Annotated in this window: 29 protein-coding genes and 2 pseudogenes; 10 read left to right on the plus strand and 21 right to left on the minus strand. The window is 58.8% G+C overall.

Features of this window, described 5'->3' with window-relative positions; all coding sequences use genetic code 11:
- Positions 1-27 precede the first annotated feature (27 nt).
- Positions 28-3405: a Ti-type conjugative transfer relaxase TraA gene (gene traA, locus QEG70_RS16750; protein WP_112209864.1), complete on the minus strand. Its 3378-nt coding sequence runs from the start codon at positions 3403-3405 to the stop codon at positions 28-30.
- A 96-nt stretch (positions 3406-3501) separates the two neighbouring features.
- Here traA and QEG70_RS16755 point away from each other — a divergent pair, with 96 nt between their 5' ends.
- The 3 genes from QEG70_RS16755 (at position 3502) to QEG70_RS16765 (ending at position 4688) form a co-directional block, all read left to right on the plus strand.
- Positions 3502-3861, plus strand: coding sequence for a conjugal transfer protein TraD (locus QEG70_RS16755; RefSeq protein WP_308721634.1), 360 nt, complete (start codon positions 3502-3504; stop codon positions 3859-3861).
- Between the two features lie 64 nt (positions 3862-3925).
- A complete protein-coding gene (locus tag QEG70_RS16760; RefSeq protein WP_025439956.1) occupies positions 3926-4192 on the plus strand; it encodes a conjugal transfer protein TraD in 267 nt (88 codons plus the stop codon).
- The gene (locus tag QEG70_RS16765; RefSeq protein ID WP_110914707.1) at positions 4185-4688 is read left to right on the plus strand and encodes a Ros/MucR family transcriptional regulator; all 504 of its coding nucleotides are present in this window, start codon (positions 4185-4187) and stop codon (positions 4686-4688) included. Before QEG70_RS16760 ends, QEG70_RS16765 begins: the two co-directional genes overlap by 8 nt.
- A gap of 301 nt (positions 4689-4989) precedes the next feature.
- On the opposite strand, the gene QEG70_RS16770 is transcribed toward QEG70_RS16765, so the two are convergent.
- From QEG70_RS16770 to QEG70_RS16780, 3 genes are all read right to left on the minus strand, one after another.
- Positions 4990-5331 carry a BrnA antitoxin family protein gene (locus QEG70_RS16770; RefSeq protein ID WP_007396313.1) on the minus strand — a complete coding sequence of 114 codons (342 nt, stop codon included), beginning with the start codon at positions 5329-5331 and terminating at the stop codon, positions 4990-4992.
- Positions 5300-5596, minus strand: coding sequence for a BrnT family toxin (locus QEG70_RS16775; RefSeq protein WP_010518357.1), 297 nt, complete (start codon positions 5594-5596; stop codon positions 5300-5302). Before QEG70_RS16775 ends, QEG70_RS16770 begins: the two co-directional genes overlap by 32 nt.
- Before the next feature lie 139 nt (positions 5597-5735).
- The gene (locus tag QEG70_RS16780; protein ID WP_167400424.1) at positions 5736-5906 is read right to left on the minus strand and encodes a hypothetical protein; all 171 of its coding nucleotides are present in this window, start codon (positions 5904-5906) and stop codon (positions 5736-5738) included.
- A 154-nt stretch (positions 5907-6060) separates the two neighbouring features.
- Between QEG70_RS16780 and QEG70_RS16785 the strand changes: the two genes are divergently transcribed.
- The gene (locus tag QEG70_RS16785) at positions 6061-6225 is read left to right on the plus strand and encodes a hypothetical protein (RefSeq protein WP_166498087.1); all 165 of its coding nucleotides are present in this window, start codon (positions 6061-6063) and stop codon (positions 6223-6225) included.
- A gap of 356 nt (positions 6226-6581) precedes the next feature.
- Here the strand turns inward: QEG70_RS16785 and QEG70_RS16790 are convergent, their stop codons facing one another.
- The 3 genes from QEG70_RS16790 to QEG70_RS16800 all read right to left on the minus strand — a co-directional run bounded on the left by QEG70_RS16790 (position 6582) and on the right by QEG70_RS16800 (position 8327).
- A complete protein-coding gene (locus QEG70_RS16790; RefSeq protein WP_176644143.1) occupies positions 6582-7493 on the minus strand; it encodes an isopenicillin N synthase family dioxygenase in 912 nt (303 codons plus the stop codon).
- A 233-nt stretch (positions 7494-7726) separates the two neighbouring features.
- Complete coding sequence (locus tag QEG70_RS16795; RefSeq protein WP_007396285.1) at positions 7727-8131, minus strand: DUF2442 domain-containing protein; 405 nt, start codon at positions 8129-8131, stop codon at positions 7727-7729.
- Positions 8115-8327 (minus strand): DUF4160 domain-containing protein, encoded by a 213-nt coding sequence (locus QEG70_RS16800; RefSeq protein WP_308721635.1) that lies wholly within the window; start codon positions 8325-8327, stop codon positions 8115-8117. The genes QEG70_RS16795 and QEG70_RS16800 overlap by 17 nt, the downstream gene beginning before the upstream one ends.
- Before the next feature lie 111 nt (positions 8328-8438).
- On the opposite strand from QEG70_RS16800, the pseudogene QEG70_RS16805 reads away from it, so the two are divergent.
- From QEG70_RS16805 to QEG70_RS16815, 3 genes and pseudogenes are all read left to right on the plus strand, one after another.
- A pseudogene (locus QEG70_RS16805) lies at positions 8439-8840 on the plus strand (transposase); the annotation flags it as partial.
- Positions 8841-9185: 345 nt separating this feature from the next.
- Positions 9186-9725 (plus strand): hypothetical protein, encoded by a 540-nt coding sequence (locus QEG70_RS16810; RefSeq protein ID WP_061275738.1) that lies wholly within the window; start codon positions 9186-9188, stop codon positions 9723-9725.
- Between the two features lie 252 nt (positions 9726-9977).
- Complete coding sequence (locus QEG70_RS16815; protein ID WP_308721636.1) at positions 9978-12038, plus strand: phospholipase D family protein; 2061 nt, start codon at positions 9978-9980, stop codon at positions 12036-12038.
- A gap of 43 nt (positions 12039-12081) precedes the next feature.
- Here QEG70_RS16815 and QEG70_RS16820 read toward each other — a convergent pair whose 3' ends face one another.
- Positions 12082-12468, minus strand: coding sequence for a type II toxin-antitoxin system VapC family toxin (locus QEG70_RS16820; RefSeq protein ID WP_025439964.1), 387 nt, complete (start codon positions 12466-12468; stop codon positions 12082-12084).
- Positions 12465-12710, minus strand: a complete 246-nt coding sequence (locus tag QEG70_RS16825; protein ID WP_010518373.1) for a type II toxin-antitoxin system Phd/YefM family antitoxin — start codon at positions 12708-12710, stop codon at positions 12465-12467. The genes QEG70_RS16820 and QEG70_RS16825 overlap by 4 nt, the downstream gene beginning before the upstream one ends.
- Positions 12711-12758: 48 nt before the next feature.
- Between QEG70_RS16825 and QEG70_RS16830 the strand changes: the two genes are divergently transcribed.
- Complete coding sequence (locus QEG70_RS16830) at positions 12759-13034, plus strand: hypothetical protein (protein WP_061275742.1); 276 nt, start codon at positions 12759-12761, stop codon at positions 13032-13034.
- A 29-nt stretch (positions 13035-13063) separates the two neighbouring features.
- Here the strand turns inward: QEG70_RS16830 and QEG70_RS16835 are convergent, their stop codons facing one another.
- From QEG70_RS16835 to QEG70_RS16855, 5 genes are all read right to left on the minus strand, one after another.
- Positions 13064-13387 (minus strand): type II toxin-antitoxin system PemK/MazF family toxin, encoded by a 324-nt coding sequence (locus QEG70_RS16835; RefSeq protein ID WP_061275744.1) that lies wholly within the window; start codon positions 13385-13387, stop codon positions 13064-13066.
- Positions 13384-13602, minus strand: coding sequence for an antitoxin MazE family protein (locus QEG70_RS16840; protein ID WP_010518053.1), 219 nt, complete (start codon positions 13600-13602; stop codon positions 13384-13386). The genes QEG70_RS16835 and QEG70_RS16840 overlap by 4 nt, the downstream gene beginning before the upstream one ends.
- A 126-nt stretch (positions 13603-13728) precedes the next feature.
- A complete protein-coding gene (locus tag QEG70_RS16845; RefSeq protein WP_061275746.1) occupies positions 13729-14136 on the minus strand; it encodes a hypothetical protein in 408 nt (135 codons plus the stop codon).
- Positions 14137-14187: 51 nt separating this feature from the next.
- Positions 14188-14772 (minus strand): hypothetical protein, encoded by a 585-nt coding sequence (locus QEG70_RS16850; protein WP_061275748.1) that lies wholly within the window; start codon positions 14770-14772, stop codon positions 14188-14190.
- Between the two features lie 18 nt (positions 14773-14790).
- Entirely contained in the window at positions 14791-15423 is a 633-nt protein-coding gene (locus QEG70_RS16855) for a PD-(D/E)XK nuclease family protein (RefSeq protein ID WP_181418505.1), read from the minus strand.
- Between the two features lie 278 nt (positions 15424-15701).
- Here QEG70_RS16855 and QEG70_RS16860 point away from each other — a divergent pair, with 278 nt between their 5' ends.
- Entirely contained in the window at positions 15702-16271 is a 570-nt protein-coding gene (locus QEG70_RS16860) for a 3'-5' exonuclease (protein WP_169797745.1), read from the plus strand.
- A 329-nt stretch (positions 16272-16600) separates the two neighbouring features.
- On the opposite strand, the pseudogene QEG70_RS16865 reads toward QEG70_RS16860, so the two are convergent.
- The 5 genes and pseudogenes from QEG70_RS16865 to QEG70_RS16890 all read right to left on the minus strand — a co-directional run.
- A pseudogene (locus QEG70_RS16865) lies at positions 16601-16918 on the minus strand (DUF2442 domain-containing protein); the annotation flags it as partial.
- Between the two features lie 92 nt (positions 16919-17010).
- A complete protein-coding gene (locus QEG70_RS16870) occupies positions 17011-17370 on the minus strand; it encodes a helix-turn-helix domain-containing protein (RefSeq protein ID WP_239019504.1) in 360 nt (119 codons plus the stop codon).
- Positions 17371-17431: 61 nt separating this feature from the next.
- Positions 17432-17788: a hypothetical protein gene (locus tag QEG70_RS16875; protein WP_308721637.1), complete on the minus strand. Its 357-nt coding sequence runs from the start codon at positions 17786-17788 to the stop codon at positions 17432-17434.
- 345 nt (positions 17789-18133) lie between these two features.
- Positions 18134-18550: a type II toxin-antitoxin system HicB family antitoxin gene (locus tag QEG70_RS16885; protein ID WP_061275760.1), complete on the minus strand. Its 417-nt coding sequence runs from the start codon at positions 18548-18550 to the stop codon at positions 18134-18136.
- Between the two features lie 10 nt (positions 18551-18560).
- Complete coding sequence (locus tag QEG70_RS16890) at positions 18561-18740, minus strand: type II toxin-antitoxin system HicA family toxin (RefSeq protein WP_019087453.1); 180 nt, start codon at positions 18738-18740, stop codon at positions 18561-18563.
- A gap of 802 nt (positions 18741-19542) precedes the next feature.
- On the opposite strand from QEG70_RS16890, the gene QEG70_RS16895 reads away from it, so the two are divergent.
- Positions 19543-20598 (plus strand): replication initiator protein A, encoded by a 1056-nt coding sequence (locus QEG70_RS16895; RefSeq protein ID WP_019092487.1) that lies wholly within the window; start codon positions 19543-19545, stop codon positions 20596-20598.
- Between the two features lie 40 nt (positions 20599-20638).
- Here the strand turns inward: QEG70_RS16895 and QEG70_RS16900 are convergent, their stop codons facing one another.
- Complete coding sequence (locus QEG70_RS16900; RefSeq protein ID WP_081500450.1) at positions 20639-20896, minus strand: ribbon-helix-helix domain-containing protein; 258 nt, start codon at positions 20894-20896, stop codon at positions 20639-20641.
- 27 nt (positions 20897-20923) lie between these two features.
- Entirely contained in the window at positions 20924-21583 is a 660-nt protein-coding gene (parA, locus tag QEG70_RS16905; protein ID WP_082770873.1) for a ParA family partition ATPase, read from the minus strand.
- Positions 21584-21814: the final 231 nt, after the last annotated feature.

Here is a 21814-nt window from a genome sequence, read left to right on the forward strand (position 1 = left end):
TCACTGCTTAACGTAAATCAAAATCTCCTACATCCCCATATCCATATCCCGCCCCCTGGAACGCGACAGCGAGCGCGTGCGCTGCGGCTGCAATCCATGATCGAGCGTCGATCCCTTCCGGACGCCCAGTTCATGCCCCTTCTGCCGCAGGAGGGATTCAAGCTGCACGTCCCGCTTCAGCTCCCTGAGCGCCACACCCTGCTGCTCGCGGCTCAGCCCGTCCCACGCCTTCACGAACCGCGCCGCCCGCAACTCGGGGGAATGCCGCACCTTGTCCTCGTGTTCCAGCCCCTCGACCAGCCTGCGCGCCCGTGCCGGCCCTTCCAGCCCGTACAGGGCCTGCCGGATCTCCGGCTCATGCTTCACGGCGGTTTCCAGAGCGATCACCGCCCCGGGCCGTAGCCGTTCGAGGGCCGTGCTGGCGTCAAGCCATGCCTTCTTCTGGTGCTCCAGCACCGGCAGCTCCTGCTCCACCATGCGCCCGATGTCCCGCACCGCCCGCGCATACTGCTCCACCGCCTGGTGGAGCGGATCACCACCCGGCACAAACCCGCCCAGCCCGGCAGGCACCTGCGCGCGCTGCACACGCGGCAGCCGCAACCCGGCAAAGGGCGAGGCGGGAGCTTCACGCTCAACCCCACTTTCCCCCTTACTGGCCCCGGCATCCACCCCGGCCGACACGTCTTTTTCCGCCGTCTGGCCACGCCCCCGCACGGACAGGTCCAGCCCGTCGAACATCCCGCGTTTCCGCTGCGCCGGTGCCGGATCTAGCGTATGGACAGCTTCGGCCTGCCTGTCCTTCTGGGGGCCAGAGGCCGTCTCGCTGCGCTCCACCACGATCTCGCTCTCGGGGACATGCAGCCCGCGCCGTCGCGCAAACCCGGCATCCCGATCCCGGACATGCGGGTAATCCAGCGTGGTATCCTTCAGCCGCTCGCGCGACAGCCGCCGCACCAGCCCGTCCCGGTCGCCCACATCATCCCGGCCCCAATGAACGGACACGCTCTCCCGATGGCGCGACAGCGCCACATAGGCCCCATGCCGGTCCATGCTCCCCGTCGCCAGCACATGCGCCCGGTCCACCGTCACACCCTGCGATTTGTGGATGGTGGCGGCATAGCCATGATCCAGCGCGTCATAATCCGCCACCGACACGGACACGACCCGGCCACGTCCGGCTCCCTCCTTCCCATCAAGCTGGACCGATAACGCCAGATCCCCAGCCTCAGCCGACCCCACGATACCCCGCACCGTCCCCAGCGTACCGTTCTTTACCCCCAGCTCCCGGTCATTGCGCAGGAAGTAGATACGCTCCCCGTCCGCGAACACCCGCTCGCCCTGGGCGGTCGGCACCAGCACATCATCACCCAGTTCACCCGCGTCCCGCCGGATCTCCCGCGCCGCCTCGTTCAGCGCCCGCACATCGACACGCCGATGCGCCAGCATGATCTGGCTTTCCTCTGGCGCGGCCTGACGCGCTTCATCCCATCCGGCCACCACCCCGGCCCGCGCCTCTTCCAGCGTGTCATGACCGCGCACCAGGCCGGCCGCCTCATAGCGCCCCAGCGCCTCATCCGTCCGCCCGGTCGCCAGCTCCTTCGTGGCCACCTGCTGCCAGCCTTCACGCTGCCGGCGCACGGTCGTGATTTCCACCGACCCGACCCGCTCGGCCACCGCCCGGAACGCACCGCCGGCCTCGATCGCCTGCAACTGCTCGGGATCACCTACCAGCACCACCTTTGCCCCGACACCGCGCGCGGCCGACAGCACCCGCTCCATCTGCCGTGACCCCACCATGCCGGCCTCGTCCACCACCAGCACGTCCCCGCGCTCCAGCAGGTCGAACCCACGTTCCCACGCACGCTCCAGGGAGGCCAGCGTCCGGCTCTCGATCCCGGACCCCGCTTCCAGACCTTCCGCCGCGATCCCCGACAGCGCCGCCCCGCGTACCCGATACCCGGCCTCTTCCCATGCCGCGCGGGCGACACCCAGCATGGTGCTCTTCCCCGTCCCGGCATACCCGACCACCACGGACAGGTCGCGGGACTTCGTGACCTCGCCCACCGCCAGCGCCTGCTCGTCCCCAAGCCCGTCCCGCGCCATCGCCGCCCGACGCACCGCCAGCGGCACCACATGCCCCTGGGACTGCCCCATCGCGAGCGATGCCTCTTCCAGACGCTGCTCGACCCCGATCATCTCCCGTGTGGAGAACCGTTCCCGCCCATGACCATCTTTCCCGAGCGCGACCAACTCTGGACACGCCTCCACCCGAACCATGACAGCACTGAACTGTTCTGCGTCTGCCGTATGCCGGTCCACGAACCGCGCCAGGTCCCGCCGGGTAAACGTGCTCTGCTGTCGCGTCAGCGCCTCCAGCGCCACATGCGGCTCGGCCAGCAACCTTTCGCCATTGCACCGCGCGATCTCCAGATGATCGGCAACCCGCTCCGCGTCCTCGCCCCGCTCTTCCCGGCGCATCCCGGCCGGACCGATCTTGTTCTGTGGCTCAAGGTCGATCCCCTGTGCGGCGAACGACCGATGGTCGATCCGCACATCCAGGTCCAGCTCGGCCAGCCGTTCATTGGCGAGCGACGCCCACCGCTCCCGCCACGTCAGCAGCAGATCCCTGTCATTCCATGAACGCTCTTTCGCACCGAACCCGATGGAAGGCTGATCCTGCGCCAGCCCCAGGCCTTCATGCCGCAACCGTGCCGCAGCAATCAGTCGCGCTGTTCTTCCAGCCGCTGCAAGCGCTTCTCCAGCGTCGAGAGCTTCAGCAGGATGCCGCGCTGCGTCTCCCGAATTTCCGTCAGCAGACGGATCATGAGCTTGAGTGGATCGTCCTCCCCTTTCTGCTCCATCAGGTCCAGGATCCGGCGTGATGTCGTATGCGCCCCCGCCGCCTCGTTCAGGATGCGGGATTCCGTTTCGTCTTCCATGCACAGCCTCTCCGGTTCTGACTTCGATCCGCCGCGTGGACAGCATCACATGCGCATGGGGCTTCGCCTGTCCATCTTCGCCAATATCCCAATGCACATTGAGATCGGCCACCATGCCGCGTTCCACGAACTGCTCCCGCACAAAATCCCGTGCCAGCGCGATCCCCTGCGCCTGGGTCATTTCACGCGGGATTGAAAACTCCACCTCGCGGGCAAGCTGGGCATCCCTGCGCTTCTCGATCGCCTCGACCTCGTTCCATAGGGTCGCACGATCAAGAAACCGTTCCGGCGCGCCATCGGGCAGCAGGATCTCGGAATGCACCACGCCGCTCTTGTTGGAAAAGTCATGGTCGCGATCCAGCCGCAAATCATGCAGGCGGGATGCCGCGCGATAGGCCGCCGCCGCCACGGCGCTCCGGCCGGTGGCGCGGCTGATGACCTTTGCATGCAGGTGATAGATCGCCATGAGTGCGATCCTATCACACCACTTAAGCGCACGTCACGAAGTGACGTATAAGCGCGCACTCACATTTTACTGCGCCACAAGGGTTGATTGCTCTGGATGAGTGACGCGGTTCTCGCCTGCGTGATAGAGTATGCCACAGACCAGCAGGACAGAGGGCGGAAAATGCGCAGGCCACGGGACATTGATGCGGAACTGAAGGCGCTTCAGGAAAAGGCAAAACAGCTTAAGGCGCAACGGACCCTCCAGCTCGGCGAACTGGTCGAGGCGACGGGAGCCGATACCCTGTCGATCGAGGCGCTGGCCGGGGTGCTGCTTGCGGCTGTCGAACAGGCGGACGGCAAACCAGAAGCCGTCGCGAGGTGGACCGAACGGGGGACGGCGTTCTTTCAGGCTGGCGCAAAAAAGGGCGGCCGGAAAGGAACCGGAAACGATCAGAACGGAGCTTCTGGCGCTTGAAAGACGGATCAGGAAGCAGGAAGCCCTGATCCATCGCCATCAGGCACGAAAGGCACGCACCGACATGCGCGACTGGGCGAAGGCGCGACGGGAACGCACCCATCATCTGATCGAACTGGGCGGCCTGGTCCAGAAGGCGGGACTGGTCGATCTGACCGATGATGACCGCGCCACCCTGCTCGGGACTTTTCTGGATATTGCAGGACAGCTCCAGGGCAGCAATGATACTGCTCCGGTTGACCTGAAAACACGCTGGAGGCGTGCGGGACTTCATGCCTTCGACAGGGACCGGGAACATGACAGGACAACAGGCAGACGTGACCATGACTGACCACGAGACACGATCATCCGAAGCTGACACGCTGCGGGAGCTTACGACCCGGATTGTCGCTGCCTATGTCAGCAGCAATACGGTTCCGGCGGAGACCCTGCCAGGCCTCATCGCCTCGGTATTTCAGGCGCTCGGAAGTCTGGGACAGGCGATGACCGAAACACCAGATCTGGTGCCGGCCGTGCCTGTGAAGAAATCCGTGTTTCCAGACTACATTGTCTGTCTGGAGGACGGAAAAAAAATGAAGATGCTCAAGCGCCATCTTCGTACTGTCTATGGCATGACACCCGAGCAGTATCGGGAGAAATGGGGCCTGCCGGAAAGCTACCCGATGACCGCCCCATCCTATGCAGCTCGACGTTCTGCCCTGGCACAGGAGATCGGACTGGGGCGGACCGTCAAGGAGACACCGGCCCCTTCGGAAACATCAGGAACTGGGGTGCCGGTCACACGCCTGCCAGAGAAGAAACGCGGACGCAGGCCGAAACTGGCCTGAAGGTCCAGACCGGGAGAAACGGGACATGAAGGCATGGGCCGCCAGCCTCGGCACGGATAACCCGCTCCCCCTGCCACAACCCGGGCAATAAGGGGGACGCTCTCGCACACCGCAGGAAGGTAACGAGGCGTACATTGGTCACGGCTATCCGTCAGGTCATACCGGATCAGATCGGTGGTTACGACGAAATCCTCGGCCGCTTCGTCACTGTGCAGCGAGGGCATGGACCTGTTTTTGCTGCTCATGGTGGTCGATCTCCTTCTCGTGCAGGAAAGTGGGCAAAGAAAGATCAGAGCCACTCTTATGCGTGTACCGTCTTCCCGCGCCGTGAAGATCGTGCAGATCCCGCGTCTGTTTTCGTGGGCGCCTTACGTAAGGCGCGATTCATAATTTCACGCAGCGCATCATTCATACGTGTCTGATAGCCAGGCCCGTCCTTCTCGAAGAAAGCCACGACATCAGCGTCAAACCGCACGGTTTTCTGCACTTTACGGGGTCGATAGAAGCGCCCCCGTTCCGCATGTGACCAGTCACGAATTTCTGGGGCTTCATCATCCGTCACAATCTGATTGTCAGGCATGGCCTCCACAGCCCGTAACGCCTGAAGCAGTTCAGAGTCCATTTTCGTATGCTTTGCGCTCATGGGCAGTTGCCTTTCTTACGCTGATAATACGACCGTATTCTTCGCCATCCTCCTCGTCTTCCACGGGTTCTGTATGAACGACGAAGAGAGTTGTGATGCCCCGTATCTTCCCTATGGTTCGCCACCTGTCCCCATCTGGATGGGGATCAGGGACAGACAATGCGAGCGGATCGCCGTCGAGAACAAACCTGCCGGTTTCCAGAGGCAGCTTATGCTTCTCCCTGTTTTTTGAATCCTTTTCAGGATCCCATACCCATATGGTCACAATCCGCTCCAGTAGTTACGGAATTGTAGTTACAACAGTATGATTTTTCAAGCCCGCATTCCTGCAACGGATTAACTCAATTCCCGATGACAGGATTCTACCACAGGCTCCCAATGTTCTCTGCCGAAGCAAGAAAAACTCAGTCTTCCTGTTGAGATATCAGCCGGATCTGGGCGATCATTTCATCGGCTGTGATCTCTCCGCACTGGCGGGCATCCATGATTGCGGTGAGCGAGCGTATATCTGTGCCCGCCTTATGTAACGATAACGTAATAATTATCTGCGGGTTTCCTGTGGCCGGAAAACTCATATCTCTTCCTTCCCCTGCTTCAGCGAAACGTCCTGATCCCATCGAACATGGACATTGTCGATGACGCACAGGGTTCTCGGGCGCTGCGGTCACCAGAAACACGTGGACACAGACCGGAACGGGCCTGATGATCCGGCCTGGGAGGAACACCATCATGGAAACAGGTCATTCCGATCGGGAAGCCGAAAAGAACGAAGCGACACGCCAGGCACTGGCCCAGGCGGATGCCGGATTGTTCATCAGTGGTGAAGCGGTGAAGGCATGGGCGGCCAGCCTCGGGACCGATCATCCCCTTCCCCTGCCTGAACCCGGGCAATAAGGCGGCCGCAGTGCCGTAGAAGGGTGAATGTGACGGCCTATCGCAGGCCGGTGACAAGGACCGCTGCGCCTGGCGCCAGGGCAGCTTTCGGTTTCCTGGATCCTGGCCCTTCGATTTCGTCCTCCCAATTATGGAAAATCATTGGAAAGCCGCCATTGTCAGTGTCGCTAATCGGACCCCCCTTTAATATGTCTGTCCATGGCCTACGCCTTTCTCCAGTCCCGGCACCTCACAACGGTCGGACGGGAAAAAAGAGTCACGGGTCCACCTCCACAGCCCAGTCTGCCAGCCTTACGACCGGCCATTCCTGATCGCATCCCACGGACCACCCACCCGCACTATGGAAGCCTTCCGCCTCAGTGGTGCTGGTTTTTGTGCCCGTATGTCGCTTGCAGTCTTTCCTGCAGGTAGTCATGCCCGGTGACGGGCGGATAATGCGCATGCTCGCCGGCGCGGGTTACGATCGGCTCGACCAATGCATCCGCATCGGGATCGAGGAAGAAAGCGATCGAATACCGCTCGCCTGCAGGGCGCAGTACCCGATGCGGGGTCGAGACATACACATCATTGCTCCACCGCATCAGGCAGTCACCGATATTGCAGATGAACGTGCCGGGAATCAGCGGGGCGTCCGTCCAGTCGCTACCGCGCGGACGTACCTGCAGGCCCGATACGCCATTAACCGCAAGGATCGTGACATTGCCGTAATCGGTATGGGCACCCGCCCCCGGTGCCGTGCTGGCCTGTTGCGCGGGCGGATAGCGCAGCAGGCGTAGCGTGGCCATGGGGTGCCTGAATTTATCGACAAAGAAATCCTCATCTACCCCCAGGTCACGGGCAAAACCGCGATGCAGTGCCGCGCCGAGATCAAGGCAGGTGGCGAAATATGCCATCATCAGATCCTGCCATCCCGGTAGAGCAGGCCATGCGTCCTGGCCACCGGGCTGGTTAGGGCTGATGTTGAAGGCTTCCTTGCGGTCGGGCAGGGAAGTCGTATCAAGCCGTTCGACCCCCAGCCCCACATAGCCCCGGTTCTGGCCCACGCGGCTCATGGCCACGGCTTCCTTGGCGGCGGCGGGCTGGGTGAAGAACGTGTGCGAGGCCTCGAAGAGCTTTGCTATCGTATCGGGAGATACGCCATGGCCGGTAATGTAGAAAAAGCCGGTCTCGCGGCAGGCCCTGCCGATGGCGCTGGCCACGGCCTCCCGCTCCGCACCGTTACCCTGGCGCAGGGGGGCAATGTCGATAACAGGAATGTCATGAGTCATGGGACTGCTCCTATTTACCTCAGGACCGGCACAAAACCGTTACAGGTCCAAAATGCATAAGAGTATTTTTTAAATATTACATAATGGAATTTTAAATGTATACATTCGTTATTTATATATCTTTTAGTACTTTTTGCTATTTTTTTGGTGTCTGTGAACTTTGGTCTTGTATTGATACATTTTAATTGTGTGGTATTTTAAAAAACTAATTCATTATTACCTCAATATGTGAGTTATGCGACCTTTCTTGGTCGGCCGCCTTTGACACCATTTCGACGTGCCGCTGCGGCTTTTGCTGGCGATGCCTGTCGGCCTGCCTTTGCCGCCATGTAAGCACGGGACCCAAACAGGCCCGCCATCAGTTCCGGCACCAGTAGGTCAGCATCCAGTGCCTCCCAGTGCAGGCCGTAGCCACCCATGATTTCTACCTGAGCCAGTTGCTCTGGCGTTGCTCTCTCAAGGCCCTGAGCCTGTGAGGCAGGGAATTCAAAGCGGGTGCCATTGGACAGCTCAACGGTTACGCGCCCTGTCGTGGCATCGTACCCAGCAGCAATCGCCTGGGGCACCGTCTCGCGCCGAATGCGACCACGTTCATAAGCGGCATCCATCTGCTTTTCGATGTCATGATCGTTGCGCATCAATCGTCCTCCATGCGGCCAATAGGGCTTCGCGTTGTTCCACCGCGATCCCGAACGCCTCGCGTACGTCTGCTCGCTTCACGCCGGGGGCAATCTCCCGGACCGTTGCCTTGGTTTCCCCAAGGTTGATGATGATTTCACGGCCATCACAGAACACATGGACATGGGCCGGATCATGGTCATTTGCATAGATCATGAACCTGAATCGGCCCACTCGGTGAACTGTTGGCATGGTCACATCCTACCACAAAACCCAACAGGATGGGTATTTTTATTATGACCAGGGTAGGGATCGGTACATAGAACGGGCACAGATATACGCTGTGTCGTCACCAACCTGCGTGGCGGGAATGCCGGATGGCTTTACGACACCCTCTACTGCGCCCGGGGACAGGTGGGAAACCTGATCAGGCTGCACAAGGGGCAACTGGCCTCAGACCGGACAGGCTGTCGCTCGTCTCGCGCAAATCAGGTCCGCCTCGTGTTGCACACCGCCGCCTACTGGCTGATGCTGACGGTGCGCGAGGCCATCCCCAGACCCCAGCCGCTCGCTACGGCCGAATTCACCACGTTACGCATGCGCCTGATCAAGGTCGCCGGCCGGGTTATCGAGACCGCAACCCGGGTTCGCATCGCATTCGCCGCAGCATGCCCCGAAGCCGCACTCTGCGCCGGTATCGCCCGGGGTCTGCAACCCGCCGGACCGTGACAGGCGGGGCTGTCGCCCCCGAACCCGCCCCAGCCCGCCAACTCAAGCGCCGACCAATCCTCACTCTGAAATCAGCCTCCAGGATCGCGTAGACCCCGCGCGTCCAGAATCAGGAAACCTCAAAAAGTCACAACCCGTGAATAAGACGGGCTAGTCACTGCATACCCTCTCTTGGCACTGTCTCGGCCCCGTTCTGGTACCTGACTGACACCGCATTCGGGGCTGCATTGGACCCGGCCTACTAGGGGCTCTTCATACACCATTGCACCGTTGGTGCGGGCAGCATGGAAAAGGAGCCATTAATAATGGCCCTTGGGGAAGGCCCCGCCCGCTTGGATCCCACTGATGAAGACAATTCGGCTGGAGATGTTTTTTTATGCCTGGTCGCATGACGGTCATCCAGCCTTTCGCGATCCGGCTGCTTCTGGCTGGCATGATCGTGAGAAAGATTCCATGCTTCAACCCGCTCCTGCTTTCCTGCATGCGGCCGACTTCAGGAACCTGCCCCTGCGCTTCTTCGCGCCACCGTCCGGGCGGCCTGATCTACCCTGGGTCGCGATCAGCGATCTTCCGGCCCTGTCACGCCTGACCAGACATCAGCAACAGGTCACACTGACCATGTTCCGCAACGGCGACTTCCAGGCGCTCTTTCGGACCGTGACACATGACGACGATATTCTGAAGGTCTGCCCGGTTCTTTATGCCCGGGAGATCTGTTATGCTTTCCAGGATGAGGGACTGATCGATGCAGACCTCAATGATTTTTTCATTCGAACGAACAAGACGGCTTTCAGGAAACAGCAGGAGAGCATGCCGGACCGTGACCCGGCATGGTTTTTCCAGGCCATGGGTGCCCATGCCGATTTTTCATGGCCTCAGACATAGCGTCACCTGATCGGCATGAAAGGAAGCCTGTGCATGGCTTCCTTTCATGCGAATTCCGTTCTTTCCCGTTCTATCGAAATTTACTCTGTATGGGCATATGCTTTACGTATCCACCGCCCTCAACCGCCGTGTGGCAACAGGCATCACCTGACGCCGAAAAAAATGACATTTCTCCCTATCGTGATCCCACGCTGGTCCCCAGTCGCGCAATCGTAGGTGGTCTCATCCCCTTCATGCCTGCCGGAGCCCCGCATGACGGACCTGCTTTCCAACCTGCCCTCACGACAGCCTGCCCCCCTGACTGTTTTTCAGGCCCGACTGGACGCGCATGCCCAGCAGAACTGGCAGGACGTGTTCGCAGGTTTTTCCACGCTTCGGGCCATTACCTTTTCCAGCTCGCTGGAATTCCTGCTCGACCTTGCCGAACAGTTCGAAGACATGGAAATCATCTTCGGCGCCGAGCATATCCTGACCAAGACCCACCTGGCCCTTGTCCAGGCCAGCCAGGTTTTTGAAGCCTACGGTTTCCGGGACTGTCTGGCTGACCAGAAATCCCTTGTGGAAGGGCTGCGCCAGCTCCTCGGTCCACGCAGCAGCCTCTTCCTGCCGCGCCTGCATGATGGCACGCTGCGCTTCCGGCTGATGACCGGCCGCCCCAGTCATGAAAAGCTCTACCTTCTGTCCGGCCCCGATGGCCACCGGGTGGTTACGGGGTCCGCCAATCTCAGCCTGTCCGCCTTCCATGCCCGCCAGCACGAAGTGATCATCACCTTTGATGACCCAACCGCATGGCACGTGTTCGAAGACTATTACCAACGCGATTACAAACAGAGCGTGCCGGTTGAAGACGAAATCCTGATTGGCGTTTCTCCCACTGCGAAAACAGGGCAGGCGGATATCCCGACGGACCCGATCCCCTACGAGGACGTGCCCATCGTCCGGGCCATCCGGGCCGGGCTTGCGCATGTCGAACAGGGCGGCATCCCCATGCCGGACGGCTTTTCCGCCACGGCCCTGCGCATGGCACAGCGCCTGCGGCAGGAACTGGAAACCGTGCCCCTGCCCATGAACCGCAAGGGCATGGCCCTTGTCACGCCCCGGACGGTCTCGACCTTCCTGCAGGCCCGCAACAACCTGCCCGCACCGGATCGTCCGGCAGATGACATCCCACACGCGACCCTGTCGGTCCGGACGGGCGAAGTCCATCTGAATGACCGGTTATGGCTGTCGGAAAAGGAGACCATACCAGCCGCGCAGGTCGCGCGGGATGCGCGCATGCTGGTCACCTATATCAGCAGTTTCGCGGCGTTTTATGGCAACAGCCAGAGTGCCATGGCATCCTACTGGGCTTTTCTGGTCTGGCTCTATATGGCGCCTTTTGCCGCTTTCCTGCGGCAGGGCGCCGTCATCAACCATATCGACCCGTGGCTCTATCCACCCTATGCCGTGTTGTATGGCCGCTCCAGCGGGGGCAAGACCTTGTTCACGCGGATCATCGCCCAGTCCATGTTCGGGATCGTCAAGAGCATCCGCTCATCGGACTTTACCGCACAACGTGCGCTGGCCCTGCGCTTCGGGCTGGGAGCCATTCCATTGCTGATCGACGATGTCACTCCTGACCGGATGGGCAAATACGTGCCGGACATGGTCCGTACCGATCATGACATGGCCGAACGCTATGCCCCGATTGTCCTGACCACCAACAAGGATGTCACCAGCATTTCCGCCGATCTCACCAAGCGGATGGTGACCTGCCATATCGATGCCTCTCTGCCCGACAGTCGTGCGCTCCAGACGGAAAGCCCCCGCCGCCTGCAAAAGGAGATCGGCACCGCCCTTTACCGCCAGTATCTGACCCTCATGCTCCCCCAGATCCGCGCCATGCGGATCGAGATGGATCAGGGTGCGGGCAAGACCATTCCGGATGCCTTCGCCATCTCCTCACGCATCCTGCTTTCCCTGCTGGAGCAGCACGTCTCTCCCCGCCCCGACTGGGCCTGTCCGCTCTCGTACCGGACCTATCAGGCAATGCGGGCCATCCAGTTCCAGCGCATCCTTGTCGAGATGATCGGAAGCCACCCTGAAAACATCATCCTGTCACGGGACAAACGTTTCATGCGGGTGCGCTTTGGCGGTGACATTCGCCAGGCCGTGGCCTTCGAGAAATCCGTGCCGGAATTCGTCTTCAAGGGCCGTATCGCGGATACGGTCAAACTGGACCTGCTGGCCATGGAAGAAGAACTGGGCTTCTCACCAGTCCGCAATACCTCCCTGCTGGGGCGTGTCGTAAAAGCCTGGAAGAAACCCGGATAAGCCAACAAGGATGCCTGCATGCACGATCATCCGGTTTCAACGCTCAGACGGCCCTGATGGGACCTGGATAAGCCTGCACGAATGGATCATGGGTCAGGAGGAGCAGGCCCTCCACCGTGGCCTGGGCGACCAGGATACGGTCGAAGGGATCGCGATGGACATCGGGAAGTTGTCCGACCGCCACGGCATGCTGGCTGGTAACAGGCAGTTCCTCGTAATCGTTCTCGATGAGGCCGCGCCGCAACAGGTGCGGATCCACCTGGAAGTCTGCCCGGCCGAGCCCGGCCTTGATGGTGACTTCCCACAGACTGGCGGCACTGAACACCAGCATGTTCTCCGGATTTTCCATGAGAGCCCTGGCGTCAGCGGAGAGTTTCTCAGGTTCTCCAGCCGCCCAGAGGAGCAGATGGGTATCGAGCAGAAGCCTCATGCCTGCCCATCGAACAGCGAACCGATCTCGTCCTGTCCCATGTGATCGAAATCGTCCGGCACCTGCATCCTGCCTGCAAGGAAGCCCAGGCGTTGCTTGTGCTGTTGTTCCGGAGCAGAGATAGGGCTCACCCGTACAACCGGTTTACCGGCCCTGGCGATGATAAAGCTCTCGCCTTTCATTGCAGCGTCGATCAGCCGGGACAGGTGCGTCTTGGCTTCATGGATATTAACGGTTCGCATGGGGCACCCCTTTGGCTTAGCCAAATCAACTTAGTCAGGTTAAGCTGAATGAGCAAGAAAACAGCTTTTGTCGATCTCATCAACGACAATCGTATCATCATGCCCGCCTGCTTGCGGATGGCGGCGACAGTGGTTGCTATCGAAGCAATATCTGGCAATGGAGACATGATCATGACTGATCTTTTCAATGAACTGGCTGCCAAAAGGGTTGCAATTCGCCAGGCCCGGGCCAGCACGAAACCCGCTGTCCCGGCCGATCAGGTGCTTGTGATCCTGAAAGCCGATCTGGCAAAGGTTCAGGCAGCAATTGACGCCACAACATAACCTGCAAATGCCCCTGGGAAAGGATGGGCCTACGCCAGTCCGAGGAAAAGGGCGAGCGCCCGACTGACAGACAGCATGAGGGTATCGCTGGCGATCCCGAAAGCCGGGCCAACCTTCTCGCGGTTGATGGTGGTCGGCTTGTCGATCATGACCTGTGATGGCTTACGTAGCCCATTGTGCTCATCGGGTCGGATTGTCAGGCGAAACAGGGCAGCGTCCACAAGGGCGCTGGAGAGGGGCAGGAGGGTCACGACAGCTGTCATGTCGAACCGATCAGCCTGCACCACCAATGCAGGCTGGGGTTTGCCGAGATCGTCCTGCAGGGCAACGGTTACAAAGTCGCCTCGCTTCATGCCTCCCAGCCATCCAGATCGGCGGCAGCGGCATCGAGGAAAGAGGCAATATCTGGCTCATGCGTGTCAGCCAGGGCTACCAGCATGGCCTGCCGGCGGCATTCCTCGTCAAACCCCTTTGCCCGTGTATCGGGAACCCAGATTTGGACAGGGCGCAGTCCAGCCTTGCGGAGCGTGTCTCGACGCTTCTTTACGCGAATGGCAACAGGGGTCATGGTGCATCCTCTCCGTTACATGTAACACAATGAGCGCTCAGGTTTAATGTTTCTGGTTGAGCAGGAACTCATTGTTTGAGGGCACCGCACGATCTGCACGCCAAGCCGCCAATGCGCACGTCCCGCTCAGTCATACTCAACCGGGAGACCATGCATTTCATCGTCCAGGAGCATGCTGGCGTCGATGCGCGAAAGTGTACGCTCTGGCGCACGCCAACCGGGGATGGCAACGACCTCGGCGGAGCACCCCGTCAGCAGCAGCAGCACGCCATCAAGGTCGAAGCACGCACCGCCATCCGCTCTGGTCATCACGGGACAGTGCAGCAGCAACCCCTGCAACATGTACTCATAGGTATCGATCTCCAGCCACAGGTCTGGCTGCGTCGCGCCGGGATTTGCGCGCACACGACCCATGCGTTCCCAGATTTCACGCGTGCCCGCCTCTTCCTTGAAATCCATCACAACACGGTACTGCCTGCGCGTCAGGACGATTGAACCCAGCGCATCAGCGCAAATCGGGGTATGTATGTTCATGCCTCCTTGGCCATTCTCCGATGGGGGATCGTTGCTGGGTCGCACCGCGTGTCAGTCAAGTTCCTGCCGCAACCGTGCGACTACCTTTGCCAGTGCGGGCTGGCTTGCCACAAGCCGGTCGAGCGTTTCGTGGAACTGTCGCAGGCCATCAACCAGGTCATTGTCCGCCACTCCTCGGACCAGGACGTCCCTGTCCACGTGAAACGGCAGAATCAGCTGCTTTTCATGCAGTACGAAGCCAGTATCCTGCAACAGTTCCACCAGTTCAGGCAGGATACGGTTCCACTTGTTAGCCTTGAAGTTGTGACAGAGTTCCAGCCCCGCGCGCCCATAACCATTCTGGCACAGTCGTGATATCACTGTGATCTCGCTGTCATCAACTGAGTCGAAATCAGTCCACTGAAGGTAGAAAACGACATCTTCATCCGCGCAACTAGGATCATTCCATTCGGGGACTGCCAGCCAGAATTCATCCCCCCGTGTATCGCCGCGCCAGTCATGTTCCTTGATCCAGTCCGCCGTCATGGCATCGAGCGTAGTGTCCACGGCCGCATCGAGGGCTTCGACATGGCGTAGCGTCAGTTCGATATCAGGAAGGTTTTCAATCAGGGCAGCATTGAGTTCGGGCATGTTCATGTCATGATCCTTGTATATTCAGAAACCGTCTATGTGGTCTGCAAACTGCCGTGCCAGCACGCCGTTGAAGCCCGTGGCAGGCAGGCGGCGCAGGATGGCGGCGATATCATGCCAGTCGATGCAGGCAACCCCTGCGGGAGGCCGCTCGGGCAGACGGGGGGCAAGGTACAGAACGGCCGCCCATGCATGTCCCATCGCACGACGTCTGGCCTGCGCGCTTTCGACATAGCGGGTCAGTTGGTCGGGACCTTCCGGGGCATGGATCTTGACCTCGACCAGCAGCGTGAAATCCTGCCCGTCAATGGCGATATCCACCCGGTTGCGCAAGCTTGCCATCGGCCAGTGTTCCGTAAGGACCCCCGCTGCGTGCAGCATCCCGTCCTCTGCTACGTCCGCAGGCAGGTCCATGCGGCGGCGCAGCAGTTCGATTACCCCCCGCAGGACCGCAGCGCCATAGCCATGGGTACCACGCGGGTCTAGCAACCATGCCAGAACGCCGGCGTTGCGCTGCTCGTCGTGTTTCAGGCTCGCCACGTCCCAGACATTGATTGCGTGACCCTGTGCGCGGGCATTGCGCACATATGGCATGACCTGGTGCAGCCATGCCTGAACCTGTCGCGGGGTCTGATCTGGTAGGGGCCGCGTCTGCATATGGCGCAGTAGTCCCATGATGCGCGGAAGCCATGCGAGTACGGGCTCATGCTCATATGCCATCATTGCCTTGGCGCTACCTTTCCTGTCGTATCGGCGGCATTCTGATGGAAAAGGGGAACTGGAACATCCATGTCCCAAGGCATGACTGATATGCAGCGATGGGCGAAAAACGGAATGAAAGTTTTCCCTTACCCGCCTTGCAGGAAGGATTTTTTGCACTTTCCCGACGTCCGGGGTTTGACAGGGGCACGCCTGCGCTAGACGTTGCCGGTCCCATGACACGACATGCCCCGGCCCCATTCCTGTTCGTCGATGTAGAGGCATCTTCCCTGCACGAGGGAGGATTCCCCATTGAGGTCGCATGGGTAACGCAAGACGGGGTGCCTGAAAGCTATCTTGTCCATCCGCAGGAGGGGTGGGCCGAATGGTGCACGCAGGCGGCGCGACTGCATGGCCTGACGCTTACTATGCTGCATGCACACGGGAAGGCGGCACAGGATGTCGCCCATCGTTTCGTGCAGGTCGCGCGCGGGCGGCGGGTCGTCAGCGATGCAACGGCATTTGATGGCGCGTGGCTATCGATGCTGTGCGATGCGGCAGGACTGGCGGCTCCACCACTGCTACCGGTGCAGCTTGCCTATGCCGAAGCGGTAGGGCCGCTGCTCGACCATTCCGCGTCCCGCTCGGTACAGGCACGTATGGCATTGCAGATTGTCGACCATCATGAAGCAGATGAAGATGCGCGCAACAGGGTGCGCCACCGCGCGCTGCACGATGCATGGTCGCTGTTTCGCATATGGCGCGCGATCGCGGGTGTACCCGCCTCGCCGGACCCGCCGGTCTGATCAGGTCGTATGGTCTGGCCCATGCAATGGCATCCGTCATAACCTGTTTTCGGCCTCTGTGGTGATCTCGGTCGACGAACAGCCAGACAAAGGTCATGTTGGGGAGTGGTGAGAGGATGTTCGAAAACGTACGCTAAGGCTCGGGCTGACCTAAGAGATGACCGAAGATAGCTGTTTTCGAAGTTACCTGTCACACAAACGAGCGTTTATGTGACCGTAGTCTGATATGACGAAAACAAGCACAATCCGGTCATATAACCCGTCTTATAAATCTGCGTCTCGCATACGGTATCGCTTACGGTACGTTTTCGAACATCCTCTCACCGGCCTCCCATTTGTGCTGCCATCCAGCTTCGGGAACCATAGATACCGTGGGTCAGGCCTTCGACCAGAACATCGGCATCAAGGCGGGGCCAGTGAAGGCCGTTACCAAGCGGGGTCATCTCGATCTTGGCCAGATCATTCAGGGAAGCGCCCTGCAAACCCTGCAACAAGTCCACTGGCACACTCATCTCAACGCCATTCGAGAGCGTGACGTGAATGGCGCGGCGTGCACGGATAAACCTTGCAGACACCGCATGGGGAACAGTCGCTCTATGGAGCGCACCTGCTTCACGAGCAGCCTGATAGTCCACTTCATTCATCATGTCTCTTCCCCGCCGCTTCCTATGACCGACGCCCCGGCGGTATCGGGAGAAATGGGACCTGAGGATCCAGAACAAGCCGGACCTGTCGAAATTTACTCCGTATGGGCGTAGGCTTCACGCACGGCTTCCGGCCGATTGGAAATGGCCCGCAGATAACTTTTTGCAGCGGTATCTGGCGTACGTTCCCCGCTTTCCCATCCTTTGATGGTTTCCTCTTCCAGACCATACCAGAGCGCGAACTGTCGGCGACTGAGCTTCAGACGCCGACGGATCAGGGCCACATCCACATCGGCCTTGTGATCGACATGGATCGCCCTGATCCCGGCTTTTGCAAGGTCGGAGATAACCGCCTCGATCGTATCAGTCATGGGCAGCAGAACGATTGCATGCCCTTCCGCCTGTTCCGAGGATTGCCTGATGAGGTCTTCCACCGTCTTCTTGGCGGCCAGCATCGTCAGGCCACGCCTGGACAGCGCCATCGTGGCGGCAATGGAATTGAGATCAGGCCACCCCTCACGCGTCAGGGTCAGGGCGAATCTGGCGCGTGAACCGGAACGGACGCGGGATATGGCCCGGACAGGCCCCAGTCGTGCGAATTCCGCCTTCAATGATGATTTCATCGAGATCCATTCCTTCCAGAACGGCCTGTGCGATCGTTTTCAGATTGGCGAACCCAACCCCATTAGCTGTTGCACCGTGGATGTGAGTCTTGGCCAGCTTCATGAATCCTTGGGATCGATCGACACTGAATTCAGCCATGACCATCAGAACGACACCGGGAGCCTGAATAACCAGGGTTGCGATCGGATCACTGCTCTGGTCATCGTCCATTTCGAACGACAGGTCTTCGACCGTCCACCGTGACTTCATGCTGAATTATAGGTTCAATGAACCTATAATTCAAGCAGATCCCGTCGGCGTCCTGCCGGCAGCAGGGCCGGCCCGTACAGGATCTCGGCCTGGGTCAGGTGCGCAATATGCCTGTCATGATGACGGCCAGGGCGGATATCGTGCAGATGGCTGTACCAGTTTGGAGATTCAGAGGCATCACGTGAGCCTCCATAGCCACAGCGATCCGGCCGGTTGGCCCAGCGATGGTCCCGGCTGTGTCTGCGGCTGTGATGATAGGTGCGAGACATGGGAGCTTCCCCTCCATGACGCACGGAGTGATTTCCGGGCGTACCTACATCGCCCGATCTCCCCTGTTCTGGTTGTTCATTTGCTCCTGACCACCGGCTTAAGCCTTGCCTGCAGGGTCATGGCCGCGATCATGCCGGAACGGCTCTCATGGGATGATCTGGCAAGCGCATCCAGCCGCTCCAGAACGCGCCTGGGAAGGGAGATGTTCGCCCGTTCCACCCGGTCATCGAGAACGGCCGGATCAATGGTGACAAAGCCCACTGTCCAGCCCTCATAATCCGGGTTGTTCTGGATGGCGTCGAGCGTGCTGGGAGAAGGCACAGCCTCTCCGGCATCCAGCGTGGCATCGATCCATGCCGCAGCGGCCTCTTCCGCATTGGAAATGGCTTCATCGAGCGTGTCGCCTGCCGAAAAGCAGCCGGGAAGGTCAGGAAAGACAACACCAAACGCCGTTGCCTCGCTGCCCCGTTCGATAACAACCGGATAGCGCATGATGATCCTCCTAGAGACCCGCCTGTTTGCGGATGGCGGCAACCAGACCGGTGCCCAGATCCTTTTTGGGATGAGGGACGACCACGATCCCTGGTCGCGACGGATGTTTGAAGACGTTGTGTGAACCGCGCACGCGATCCAGCTTCCAGCCTGCTTTTTCCAGCTCCCGGATCAGATCGGCACTTTTCATTTACACATCATACACACGGCCTGACCCCTGTTCAAGAAGGCAGGTAAAAGGATGTGACCAGGCCGTCAATTCCCTGCAATGCCCGTAGAGCACTCTGGGAGGCCGCACAGAGCGTAATTCCCTCTATGGTCTACCCTGTGCCAGCCACCACGTTCGATAACGCCTGTACGGTCATCCTGTAGTGCCTGGTGGGCATGCTGCAACATGTGAGGCGCTGAATGACCGTCTGAACTCCGTTGTGTCTTGAGCAGATTGCGGTCTTGCCCGGTTTTTCTGGCGTTGCAGGTGTCGGGCGAGCGCGGAGCGGGAGCCCCGTAGGGCGCCGAAGGTGCCGACGCAGGCGGGGAGGATGCGTTTATCGCATTGTCATATGATATTTTCACGCCGAAGGCGTGTCCGTTTAGCGCAGCCCGGAAAGGGCGAGCAGGGGGATGCCGGGTGGGAGATCGCGCGAAGCGCGATCGGGGCGGCCGTAGGCCGCGAGCCGGCGGGGGCAGAGCCCCCAAGAGGCGGTGATCAAATTTAAATTTGGAATTTTTAGGATTTGAGAAATTATCCACAGGATGAAAAACCAAAGACGGTGTTAAATATGTGTTAGATTCTGTGTTAAGGGATTCCAATGGGTCCATAAGCAGATGATTTAAAAAGATAAATTATCGTAATTCCGCTGTTTTGGTATTTAAAACCCCGAATCTTGGTATTTAAAACCCCGAATCTTGGTATCTGAAACCCCGAATCTTGCTTCCGGTATTTAAAACCCCGAATCACTTGACACGGGTATCTGAAACCCCGAACGTAAGTTATGGTATCTGAAACCCCGAATCAGCCAGTTGTTTATGAGGCTCTTTTACCGGAGCGTCATCCTCAGCATGACCTGTTCATCTGCGACGTGGCAGATGCGGTACTTAAGGATGTGATGCCCCAAATGGAGCATCCGTTCTATTCCTTGTCCAAAAAACCTGAGACTTCCATTCGCCGCTATGAGCATAATGGGCAATGGCTGGAAATCACGCCAAGCGTGAAGGGTCTTGCTACAATCTACGACAAGGATATTTTGATCTACTGCATTTCACAGATCATGGCGAAGCTAAAAGCCGGGGAGAAGGTATCGCAACGGGTGCGGATCAGCAGCCGTGACTTACTTATCTTCACCAATCGCGGTACGGCAGGTAAAGACTATAAGGCCCTCATCGAAGCCCTCGACCGCCTTGAGGGAACCCGTATCCGCACCAACATTGTCACAGGCGACGAAGAACAGGTGGACGGTTTTGGCCTGATCGACGCTTCATCCATCCGCCGTAAACTCGGCCTCGACGGCCGCCTGTTGCATTGCGAAATCAAGCTGTCGGATTGGGTCTTTAACGCAATCAAGAGCAATGATGTTCTGACACTACACCGTGATTATTTCCGGCTACGCAAACCGTTGGAACGACGCGTTTATGAACTAGCCCGCAAGCATTGCGGTCAGCAAACAGCATGGAAAGTCTCTCTTGAGATTCTGTTGAAAAAATCAGGCTCTCAAAGCCCAGAAAAGCTATTCCGACAGATGATAAAAAATCTCGCAGCGAGCGATCATCTGCCAGATTACCGTGTCGAATTCGATCTCCAGAAAGACATGGTAACATTTATCAATCGCGGCACGATGAAAGCTGCCGAGCCCGCAGCAGAGGCTTGGATGGGCGCGCTCGATCCTGATATTTACGGGGATGCTCGGAACGTCGCACCAGGTTGGGATGTACACCATCTCGAAAGAGAATGGCGTATGTGGCTGGGTGATAACGAGATCGCCCCGAAGAATCCCGAGCGGCATTTCATCAAGTTCTGCGAGACGTGGTTTGCTAAGCGCGGTCAACCCTGATTGTGCAAATATACAAGCATACTTCTACGTGAAATAGGGGTCAGCGCTCTCCAAAAGGATGGCGCCCGTGCTTACGCATCAGGTCATCAATGGCTTCCCCAATCAAACCCTGAATAGTTGTATCAGTATCAAGGGCGAGTTGATGTAGTCCCTTGCTAACCGCTGGGGAAAAATATCCCACCACAGCCCGCTTACCTTCTCTCGGATTGCGCGAGCGGGCTTTCTCTACCACTGCTTGCGCTTCCGGTTCCACAACCGATGGCGCGACCGTCTTTTTGAGACCAGCAAACCGACTCATGCTGTACGTCCTTAACTTAGAAATTTGCTAACGTGTTTTTGTATCATCTTGTTTGTGTGATGGCATGTTAACTTGATCACACACCCAATTCCACAACCGTGCCACATCAGCAGCAGCCTTGCTGTCCGGCTCCGCTTCCTGCGCAGTCTGACCGGAACCAACGCTATGATGAAAAATCGCACGCTCTGACAAGACAACAGGAGCAACAGGGATGCCGAACTGCGCCACGACCGCAGCCGCCTCTCTATAAACTTGAGGCGCACGAGGAGGCCCTGCAGTAAAAATCACAAAGGCAGGCTTGCCACTGGCTCGCACAAGTTCTGCCGTTGTTCTGACAGCATCCATATCGAAAGCGCGTGGTCTACATGGAATCAATAAGAAGTCAGCGACACGGCACGCCTCACGCGCCATAATATCGGCATGAGGCGGGGTATCTATTATTGATAGCTCTGCGCCTAGTTCAGAGGCTTGCTCCAGCTTTCTTGATAACAAGGCGTGGGCTGCACAATCCACCACATCCGGGTCGGCATCCCCTCGCCACGCTTTCCATGAACTTGCAGTCGCTTGAGGGTCTGTATCGAGGATAAGAGAAACGTATCCAGCGGCACTGGCACTGGTCGCCAGGTGCAGGGCAAGCGTCGTCTTCCCAGCCCCCCCCTTCTGACTAATGATCGCGATTGTTTTCATGCCATCATGTTTCCGTGTTAACATATTAACTCATTATCATGATATTTTGATAACTCAATATCTAACTCACAAAAAACGAATAATTTAATCGAACCGAACATTTCATATATCTCCAGCCGATGTGTTGGCACTCATTTCAATGTCATCGTGTTAACATGAGAGCATGAGAGCATGAGAGCATGAGAGCATGAGAGCATGAGAGCATGAGAGCATGAGAGCATGAGAGCATGA

It is taken from the genome of Komagataeibacter xylinus (assembly GCF_031081985.1).
GTDB lineage: Bacteria > Pseudomonadota > Alphaproteobacteria > Acetobacterales > Acetobacteraceae > Komagataeibacter > Komagataeibacter xylinus_E.